This is a genomic window from Muricoccus harenae, assembly GCF_009848505.1.
Classification (GTDB): Bacteria; Pseudomonadota; Alphaproteobacteria; order Acetobacterales; family Acetobacteraceae; genus Roseomonas; species Roseomonas harenae.
The window spans coordinates 1-3203 of the sequence record NZ_WWDL01000080.1; the positions used below are offsets into that span (position 1 = coordinate 1).

Genomic DNA, 3203 nt, shown 5'->3' on the forward strand with positions numbered 1-3203 from the left:
CTCAATGCAGTCGGGAAGCAGCGTCACCTGGCCCCGCTCCTCGCCTTCCACGAAGCGCTTCATCCCAGCCTCCCCTCCGAAGGCCATAGGATACTCCGCCCAGCGTTTTCACACGGCCTCCGCCCATCTCGGACATTAATGGGCATCCCACCGAGGCTTCGAAGCGGACATCGCCTGCGCAAAGCACTTGCCCGGCAGGCTTCTGCGATGGATGGGAACCGGATCCTCCAAGTTCAGCGTGGAACGTGAGCGATGTTAGGCTGAGCGGCAACGCTGAAGCTGAGCCGAGCGGAGGCTTGCTCGAAGTCACTGATCAGCACCTCCACGCGGGCGGTCCACCGGCCGGGCAAAGCTAGTTCCGTCCCATCATGCTCGAAGCGGCCGGGGCCATCTGCACGCATTTGACGTCGGATACCGAGGACACCTGACCTCTCCTGAGACAGCTCGATCCAGACTTCGGCTGGCCGGAAGTCCTTGCCGTCCACCCGGTCGAGCCAGACCGTGATCTGGTTCCGCCCAGCACGCCCGGGGCTGACCGCCAGCTGCAGGCGGATCGCCCCGCCCTGCGTGTCCATGCTTCCGCTGACCGTACGCGTGATCTCCCCTTCATCCTCTGCATGCGTGTCGCCTATCCAATGCCCGGCATGGTGCGCGGGAGGCGTCGCCGTGTTTGGGTGGGGCGAGGTCATGCTCAGGACCGACGTGACGCCGAGAACAGCAGTGGCGACAACCAGTTCCGCGCGGATGTTGCGCGAAAGCCTCGCCGCACTTCCAGGCCGCCCGGCTGCGAGGGCGGGAGTGAACCGAATATGGTTCAGCGCGGCCAGCATCAAAAGGAGTAATGCCCCTGCGGCCTTCGCAAGCACGAGTTGGCCATAGGTCGTCGTGACTAGGGCGCCTGCGTCGGGTAGGTGCCGGGCCACTTGGGCCGCCCCTGTGAGGACCAGCACCGCCACAGTTGGTATGGCGAGCGCCGCGAAGCGCCGCACGGCCGAGGCCGCCTTGCTTCCGCGGGCCACCAGCAGGGTCAGGAGCGGCCAGAACGCCCCGACCCAGTAAGCCATGGCGAGGACATGCAGGACGAGCAGCAACTGTCCTACCCAGCCGCCGGTCGCCGCATGGCCGGATCGGCTCAGCCCGATGGCGGCCACCAGAGCACCTAGCAGACCGAGCAGGCACGAGGCGCGGCCAATGGAGCAGAGGGAGGTCGCAGTGAGGGCGAGGCCAAGCGCGGACATGGCGGCTCGGTCGAACAGCGTCGAAGCCACTGCCGCCTGCCAGGTCGCCTGGTTGAGCAGGGCGGCGGGGAACAGTCCGTCCAGCATAATGCCGCCTTGCACACCCCAGCTGAGTCCTACGACGCCGATGCCGGTGAGCGCCGCACCTGCCATACGGCGCCTGAGAGGCCCAGGAGTGTCCTCCACGAGGGCGCGGAAGAGCACGCCGCCAACCGCTACCGCGAAGGCGGCGTAGAACAGGAAGCGCAGCACCTCAGCGGCCCAGGTCCAAAGGGCATCCGCCGTCATCTCCGGAGCCGCCGCGGGGCTGGGCTCGCCGCCAACCCCGAACGCGAACGTGCCGCCGAGCGGATGGCCGTCGGCCGAAATAACGCGCCAGCTCGCGAGGTAGGTACCTTCCGCCAGACCAGGGGGTAACCGGGCGTGGAGGGTTCCCCCTGTCGCTTCGGGCGGAGCAACCAGTCCCACCTCGCCCGCCGGTCCGACGACGCGCAGGCTGATGAGGGTTACGGCCTCATCGAAGCGCAAGGTCAGCGCATCGGGGGCCTGAGGCAGGCTGGCGCCGTCCAGGGGCGTGGCACCGATCAGCGAGGCATGCGCCCACACCTGTCCCTGCGGCAGACCCCACAGGGCCAGGACGAGCAGAAGCCGACCCAGCAGGCGCAGGCAACCGCTCATCAGAACCTCAGCTCTTGGGCACGATGCGGACAACGTAAGCGGGTGCACGCAGGGTCTCGCCCAGCTGGGACGGGCGCTCGATCCAGCGCGTCACCTTGCCGCCCTCGCACTCCTGCACGACCGGGAAGTAGAGCGTAGCACCCGGCTCAGTCGGGGTCCGCACTAGCATGATAAACTCTTGGTATTGGTCGTCGGGCAGGTTGCCGCCGTGCCAGGAGACCTCCCGGGGCACATGGGTTGTGCCGTGCTCGCCCTGCACGGTGACACCCCCCTCCATGCGGGAGGTGAGGGTCCAGCCCGCGACCGGCATGGCCCGCACGCCGCGGAGCTCGGTTGGCACCTGCAGGCGGACGCCGGTCGTGGCAGCGCCCTCGCACCCATGCGGCACGCGGAGGGCGATGCGGACGTAGCTGTCGACTGGCAGTACCGCTTGATCCAGGGTGACGTGAGCCGAGGCGGGCGCGGCCAGGAGGGCGGCGCCGAGAAAGAGGCTCCTTGCGGCGGCTGGCTGGGACACGGTGGTTGCTCCTCTTGAGGGACGGCCAGTCGGCGCCGTTCGCGCCGGGAAGGCCCAAGGGTTCAGAAGACCGGACTGAGAGCAAGGCGGCTCGCCAGCATTGCCACTCGGGCCATGGAGGGTAGCGGTCAAAAGCGGAACTGGATCCCGCCATAGACGCTGCGCCCGAAGCCCGATTCGAGCAGCGCCGAGTTCAGGGTGGCGACCGGCGCGACCGAAGCATTGAAGATGTAGCGCTTTCCGCCAAGTTCCGCCCTTCGGCGAAGACCGACAGGCCGATCTCGAAATCCCATCCGGCGCGCAGGCCGAGGAAGGCGCAGAAGTTGGTCTTCTGCGTATTCGCGTTGTCCACGAAGAAGCCCTGCGGCACCCACTCAACATTGGGCGCGATGCTGAAGCCCCCAGGGTGCCGGTAGCGCAGCTCCGCCCGGTAGGGGTAGCGGGTTGCGACTGCGCGCCACTCCTTCAGCCTCGCTCGGAGGCGTTCGACGCAGTTATCGTTGTGCCGCCCCTCCAGCGGAAGAGAAGCGGCCTAACGCCAGCCGAGCATTGGCGTTTAGGTGCCAGCAGACCCTAGTGTCCCGAACCAGAAATTCGTTTTTGTATACGGCCCTTGTAGGGTGAGAGGCTTCCCGGCCAGTCCAGGAGGTCGGGATGGGACGTCGGGCGGTTGCGCTTGAGCTGAGTGAAGCGGAACGAGCCGAGCTTGCGGCGCTGGCGGCCCGGCGCAGCACGGCCCAGGCGCTGGCTGCGCGGGCTCGCATCGTGCT

At 67.6% G+C, this 3203-nt stretch carries 3 protein-coding genes; all 3 read right to left on the reverse strand.

The genetic code is table 11. The features are described from left to right. Positions 1-233 precede the first annotated feature (233 nt). Positions 234-1916, reverse strand: a complete 1683-nt coding sequence (locus tag GSE44_RS24905) for a copper resistance CopC/CopD family protein (RefSeq protein ID WP_159351514.1) — start codon at positions 1914-1916, stop codon at positions 234-236. A 7-nt stretch (positions 1917-1923) separates the two neighbouring features. Continuing rightward, on the reverse strand, positions 1924-2433 hold the full coding sequence (locus GSE44_RS24910; RefSeq protein ID WP_159351515.1) for a YcnI family copper-binding membrane protein: 510 nt from the start codon (positions 2431-2433) through the stop codon (positions 1924-1926). Positions 2434-2626: 193 nt separating this feature from the next. Next, positions 2627-2803 carry a hypothetical protein gene (locus GSE44_RS24915; protein ID WP_159351516.1) on the reverse strand — a complete coding sequence of 59 codons (177 nt, stop codon included), beginning with the start codon at positions 2801-2803 and terminating at the stop codon, positions 2627-2629. Positions 2804-3203 lie beyond the last annotated feature (400 nt).